General features: G+C 70.9%; 1 protein-coding gene. It reads right to left on the bottom strand.

What is annotated here, in order from left to right; genetic code table 11:
• On the bottom strand, positions 1 to 7,154 hold a 7,154-nt coding region (locus ACZ7GZ_RS41560), incomplete at its 3' end, for an amino acid adenylation domain-containing protein (protein ID WP_471032850.1).
• Positions 7,155 to 7,183 lie beyond the last annotated feature (29 nt).

The raw sequence follows: 7,183 nt of genomic DNA, 5'->3' as shown, positions 1-7,183 counted from the left end.
GAGCCGGCGCCCAGGCGCTTGAGCAGGACCGCGAGACCGGCCTGCAGGACCATGAACACACTCGCCCCGCACTCCCGGGCCAGTGCCACGACCCGACCGTGCAGCTCCGCACTCATCTCGATGTCGATGAGGTCGCCCCGGTACGTGGCCACCGCCGGACGCGGACGGTCCACCGGAACGTCCAACCGCTCGGGGATGTTCGCCAGGGTCGTCTTCCAGTAGTCGACCTGCCGGCTGATGACGCTCTCGGGATCCTTCTCGTCGCCGAGCAACTCCTGCTGCCACAGCGTGTAGTCCACGTACTGCACCGGAAGCTCGGTCCAGCCGGGCACCCGGCCTTCCACCCGTGCCGCGTACGCCTCGCCCACGTCCCGCGACAGGGGGCGCAGGGACCATCCGTCGCCCGCGATGTGGTGCAGCACCAGTACCAGTACGTGCTCGGTCGGCGACAGCACGAACAACGTCACCCGCAGCGGGAGGTCGCTCGCCAGGTCGAAGCCTTCGGCGGTCGCTTCGGACAGCTTCGCCTGCAGCTCGTCCTCCGTCGTCGGCACCACCGTCAGCTCGACGCCGGCCTCCGCGACGCTCAGCACCTTCTGCCGCGGCACCCCGTCGACTTCCGGGAAGACCGTCCGCAGACTCTCGTGGCGTGCGAGCACGTCGGTGAGTCCGGACTGCAGGGCGGTGCGGTCCAGTTCTCCGGTCAGCCGGATCGCCATCGGCATGTTGTAGGTCGCGCTGGGTCCTTCGAGGCGGTGCAGGAACCACAACCGCCGCTGCGCGAACGACAACGGTGCCGTCTCGGGCCGTTCGACGGCCGCCCGCAGTGCCTTCCTGGCCGTACCGGCCTGCGGCAGCCGCCGCACCAGGTCCGCGACCGTGGGTGCCTCGAACACCGCACGCACCGACAGCTCCACACCCAGCACCGACCGCACCCGGCTGACCAGACGGGTCGCCAGCAGCGAATGCCCGCCCAGCTCGAAGAAGCTGTCGTCGACACCCACCCGGCCGACACCGAGTACCTCGGCGAAGATGCCGCACAGGATCTCCTCCTGCGGCGTCCGTGGGGCGTGTCCCGAGGGGGAGACATCCAGGGCCGGGGCAGGGAGTGCCCGCCGGTCCACCTTGCCGCTGGGGGTCAGCGGCAGGGCGTCCAGGCTGACCACCGCCGACGGCACCATGTAGTCCGGCAGCAGCTCCGCCAACCGCCGACGCAGCGCAGGCGCCTCCACGACACCACCGGACGCCGGCACCACATAGGCAACGACCCGCCGGTCACCGGGACGGTCCTCGCGCACCACCGCCGCGGCCTGCGCCACCGCATCCTGGGCCGTCAGCGCCGCCTCCACCTCGCCCAGCTCGATCCGGAAGCCCCGGATCTTCACCTGGGAGTCGGCTCGGCCGACGTACTCCAGTTGGCCCGCGGCGTTCCAGCGGACGAGGTCGCCGGTGCGGTACATCCGCTCGCCGGGGTCGCCGAAGGGGTTGGCGACGAAGCGTTCCGCGGTCAGTCCGGGGCGGTCCCGGTAGCCGCGGGCCAGGGCCGCGCCGGCCAGGTACAGTTCGCCGGTCACTCCGGTGGGCACCGGGGTCAGTCCGGCGTCCAGGACGTACGTCTGCGTGTTCCAGACGGGCCCGCCGATCGGCGCCGTCGCCCCCCAATCCGGCACCTCGCCCGGCAGGGTGTACGCGGTGACGACATGCGTCTCCGCGGGGCCGTAGTGGTTGTAGAGGTTGCGGTCCGGGCGGGCGGAGAAGAACTCCCGTACCGCGGGACTCAGCAGGAGGGCCTCGCCGGCCTGAGCGACATGGCGGAGGTCGGGGAGTGTGCGGCCCTGTTCCAGTGCCGCCTGGCACACCGCTTCGACCATCACGGTGGGCGCGTACAGTTCCTGGATCCGGTGTTCTTCGAGCCAGTGTACGAAGCGGGCCGCGTCGCGTCGCACCTCGGCGTCGGGAACCACCAGCCGCTTCCCCGATCCCAGTGACTCCAGGATCTCCTGTGCCGAGACGTCGAAGCTGATCGCGGTGAACTGCGCCACGGACGCGCCCGGTTCGCCGCCGATGGTTGTGATGTGCCAGGCGATCAGGTTCGCCAGCGCGCCCACGGTCATCACGACGCCCTTGGGGGTGCCGGTGGAGCCGGAGGTGTAGATGACATAGGCCGGAGACTGCGGCAGGACGACGCCGCGACGCTCACTCGCGGTCACGTCACCCGTCGGCAGTGCCGCGAGCTCGCCGGTCACCGCCGGATCGTCGAGCAGCACGCGCGCGACACCCTCCGGCAGACGGTCGGCCGCCGCGGCGGTCGTCACCATCAGCACCGGGCTCGCGTCCTGCACCATGAACGCCAGACGCTCCGCCGGATACTCCACATCCAGGGGCAGATAGGCGGCGCCCGACTTCAGCACCGCCAGCACGGCGACGATCAGTTCGGCCGAGCGCGGCACGGCCAGCGCCACCAGCTGCTCTGGCCCCGCACCCCGGGCGATCAGCAGGCGTGCCAGACGGTTGGCCCGCTCGTTCAGCTCGGCGTACGACAGCTCGGTGGCGTCGAAGACCAGTGCCGGTGCGTCGGGCCTGGCGCGCACCTGCGCCTCGAAGGCGTCGGACAGCACTGCGGGTATGACCGCGTCCCGGCTCGTGTCGTTCCACTGCACGACCAGCCGGTCACGCTCGGCCGCGGTGAGTACGTCCACTGCCCCTATCTGCAGGTCGGGTTCGGTCACGACCTGTTCCAGGGCCTGTACCAGGCGTTCGACCAGGGATTCCACGGTGCTGCGGTCGAAGAGGTCGGTGCTGTATTCCACGAAGCCTTCGAGCCCGGAGGGGGTGCCGGTGCCGGAGAGCCGTTCGTCGATGTTGAACAGCAGGTCGAAGCGAGAGGTGCCCGTGCCGACCGGTGTGCTGTGTGCCGTGACGCCGGGCAGGGACAGCTCGCCCGTCTTGGCGCTCTGGAAGGCCAGCATGACCTGGAAGAGGGGGTGGTGGGAGAGCGAGCGGGTGGGGTTGAGGACCTCCACCAGGTGTTCGAAGGGGACGTCCTGGTGGGCGTAGGCGGCCAGGTCCGTCTCACGCACCCGGGCCAGCAGCTCGCGGAACGTCGGGTCGCCCGACACGTCCGTGCGCAGGACGAGTGTGTTGACGAAGAATCCGACCAGGTCGTCGAGTGCCTCGTCCATTCGGCCGGCGATGGGGGAGCCGAGGGGGATGTCGGAGCCGGCGCCCAGGCGCTTGAGCAGGACCGCGAGACCGGCCTGCAGGACCATGAACACACTCGCCCCGCACTCCCGGGCCAGTGCCACGACCCGGTCGTGCAGGTCCGGGCTGATGGTCAGGGGGACCGCGTCTCCCGCGTAACTGGCCACCGCCGGACGCGGACGGTCCACCGGAAGCTCCAACTGCTCCGGAACGCCCTCCAACGCCTCGGCCCAGTAGCGGAGCTGGCTGCTGACCAGGCTCTCGGGATCCTTCTCGTCGCCGAGCAACTCCTGCTGCCACAGCGTGTAGTCCACGTACTGCACCGGAAGCCTGGTCCAGCCGGGCACCCGGCCTTCCACCCGTGCCGCGTACGCCTCGCTCATGTCGCGCAGCGCGGGACCGAGTGAGCCGCCGTCGCCGGCGATGTGGTGCATCAGCAGGAGCAGCACGTACTCGTGCGACGACAGCTCGAACAGCGTCGCGCGCAGGGGCCTTTCGGCGGTCAGGTCGAACGGGTGCGCCGCAGCCTCGGCGACGTCCCGCTCCAGGTCGGCGTCCGTGGTGGTGACGACGGGGAGGTCGAGTTCCACGGTCTCCAGCACCCGCTGGTACGGCACCCCGTCGGCTTCGCCGAAGACCGTGCGCAGGGTCTCGTGGCGCTGGATGACGTCGAGGAGGGCTGCTTGCAGGGCGGTGTGGTCGAGGTCTCCGGTCAGCCGGATGGCCATGGGCATGTTGTAGGTGGCGCTGGGTCCTTCGAGGCGGTGCAGGAACCACAGTCGCCGTTGTGCGAACGACAGCGGGACCAGCTCCGGGCGGTCGGCCGCCGCCCGCAGGGCCGGACGGGCACCTGTTTCGCCGGACAGCCGTTCGGCCAGTCCTGCGACCGTGGGTGCTTCGAACACGGCGCGTACCGACAGTTCCACGCCCAGCACGGACCGTACCCGGCTGACCAGGCGCGTCGCGAGCAGGGAGTGTCCGCCCAGTTCGAAGAAGCTGTCGTCGATGCTGACCTGGCCGGCACCGAGTACCTCGGCGAAAATGCCGGACAGGGCCTCTTCCCGCGGCGTCCGTGGGGCCCGCCCGGTGGGGGAGACGTCAAGGGACGGCTCAGGGAGCGCCCGCCGGTCGAGCTTTCCGCTGGCGGTCAGCGGCAGTGTGTCCAGGGTGACGATGGCCGAGGGCAGCATGTACTCGGGCAGTACGTGTGCCAGCTGCCGTCGCAGGGCGGCGGGTTGTATGGCGGCGCCGGTGGTGGGTACGGCGTAGGCGACGATGCGTTGGTCGCCGGGGCGGTCCTCGCGGACGATCACGGCGGCTTGGGTGATGTCGTCGTGGGTGGTCAGTGCGGTTTCGATCTCGCCGAGTTCGATGCGGAAGCCGCGGACTTTGACCTGGGAGTCGGCTCGGCCGAGGTATTCCAGTTCGCCGGTCGGGTTCCAGCGGACGAGGTCGCCGGTGCGGTACATCCGTTCGCCGGGGGTGCCGAAGGGGTTGGCGACGAAGCGTTCGGCGGTCAGTCCGGGGCGGTTGAGGTAGCCGCGGGCCAGGCCGTCGCCGGCGAGGTACAGCTCACCGGCCACACCGACCGGTACCGGAGCCAGACCGGCGTCCAGCACGAACACCCGCGTGTTCCAGATCGGTCGGCCGATCGGGGGGTGCGCGTCGCCGGTCCGCCCCTGCGGAACACAGGCATGGTGGGTGACGTCGACGGACGCCTCGGTCGGGCCGTAGAGGTTGTGCAACGGAATGTTCAGGGTCGCGTGGAAGGACCGGGTGAGGTCGGCGGTCAGGGCCTCACCGCTGCAGATCACCTGCCGCAGACTCGTGCAGGCCGCGGCCGCCGGCTCGGCCAGGAAGGCGCGCAGCATCGAGGGCACGAAGTGCGTGGTCGTGACCTGCTGCCGCTCGATGACGTCGGCGAGGTACGCCGGGTCCTTGTGGCCCCCGGGGCGTGCGACGACGAGACCGGCGCCCGCGATCAGCGGCCAGAAGAACTCCCAGACGGACACGTCGAAACTCGACGGGGTCTTCTGCAGCACCCGGTCGTCGCCGGTGAGGACGTACTGGTCCTGCATCCACAGCAGCCGGTTGACGATTCCCTCGTGCGGAACCATGACGCCCTTCGGGCGGCCGGTGGAGCCCGAGGTGTAGATGACGTAGGCGGGGTGCCGCGGCAGCAGACGCGGGGCCCGCCGGGCGGACTCCGGCTCTTGCGCCGCGTCGTCCGCCGGCCGTGCCAGGCGGTCCCGGGTCTCGGGGCTGTCCAGCACGATCCGCTCCGGTGCGGCGTCGGCCCCGGCCAGGAGGGCGGACGTCTCCTCGGTGACGAGAAGGAGGACCGGCCGTGCGTCGCCGAGCACGAACCCGGTGCGCTCGGACGGGTCGTCGGGATCGATCGGCAGGTAGGCCGCACCGGACTTCAGCACCGCCAGGAGGGCGACGATCAGGTCGACGGAGCGGGGGACGGCAACCGCGACCACACCCTCGGGACCCGCACCGCGGCGCGTCAGCAGGGCCGCCAGCCGGTCCGCCCGTGCGAACAGCTCGGCGTACGTCAGCTCGCTGCCCTCGAAGACCACGGCCGTGCGGTCGGGTGTCCGTTCCGCCTGAGCCTCGAGAAGGTCCGTGAGCGTACGCGCGTGTTCGGCGGTCTGGTGGGTGGTGGTGTTCCAGTCCGCCAGGATCTGGTGGCGGGCCAGGGCCGTCAGGACGTCGAGGGTCCGCAGCGGCCGGTCCGCGTGGTGGACGGCCTCCGCCAGGAACCGGTCCAGGTACGCCGCAATGCGCTGCGCGGTGTCCTGGTCGAAGAGGTCGGCGCTGTATTCGATCCGGCAGTCGATGCCGGCGGGGCTGCCGTCGTCGAGGTGCTGTTCGCTGTAGGAGACGGAGAGGCTGAACTTCGCCGTGCCCGTGCCGAGCGGACGCAGGCTGGAGGTGAGGCCGGGCAGCTCGATCAGCCCCGCGTCGACGTCCTCCGCCGCGAGCAGCACCTGGAACAGCGGGTGGTGCGAGAGCGACCGCGCCGGGCTGAGGACCTCCACCAGGTGCTCGAAGGGCACGTCCTGGTGGGCGTAGGCGGCCAGGTCCGTCTCACGCACCCGGGCCAGCAGCTCACGGAACGACGGATCGCCCGACACGTCCGTCCGCAGCACCAGGGTGTTGACGAACACGCCCACCAGGTCGTCGAGGGCCTGGTCGGTACGGCCGGCGATCGGGGAGCCGATCGGGATGTCCGTGCCCGCGCCGAGCTTGTGCAGCAGGGCGGCGAGCGCGGCCTGGACGACCATGAACACGGTCGCGCCGGTCTCGCGCGCAAGGGCGATCACCGACCGGTGCACCTCCGCTCCGAGCGCGAAGGGCACCACGCCACCGGCGTAGGTGGCCACGGCGGGGTACGGGCGGTCCGCGGGCAGGTTCAGCCGCTCGGGAATCCCCGCCAGGGCGTCCCGCCAGTAGGCCACCTGTCGGCTGATGACGCTGTCCGGCTCGTCGACGCCGCCGAGGAGTAGCTGCTGCCACAGCACGTAGTCCGCGTACTGCACCGGAAGCGCGGCGGGCCACTCGACGGGCCGGTCCGCGGCATGCGCCGTGTACGCCCGGCCCAGGTCCTCGGCGAGCGGGGCGATGGACCAGCCGTCGGCGGCGATGTGGTGCAGCACCAGCGCCAGCACGTGGTCGGTGGGAGACACCTCGAGCAGGGTGGCGTGCAGGGGGATCTCGTCGGCAAGGTCGAAGGTGTGGGCGGCGAGGCGCTCCAACCGCCCGGCGAGCTCGGCCTCGGTGGTGGTGACGACGGGGAGGCCGAGTTCCACGGTCTCCAGCACCCGCTGGTACGGCACCCCGTCGGCTTCGCCGAAGACCGTGCGCAGGGTCTCATGGCGCTGGATGACGTCGAGGAGGGCTGCTTGCAGGGCGGTGTGGTCGAGGTCTCCGGTCAGCCGGATGGCCATGGGCATGTTGTAGGTGGCGCTGGGTCCTT

This window comes from Streptomyces sp. NPDC037288, assembly GCF_055603265.1.
The sequence above is the reverse complement of the archived record's forward strand: the minus strand, read 5'-3'. Positions and strand labels throughout refer to the sequence as shown.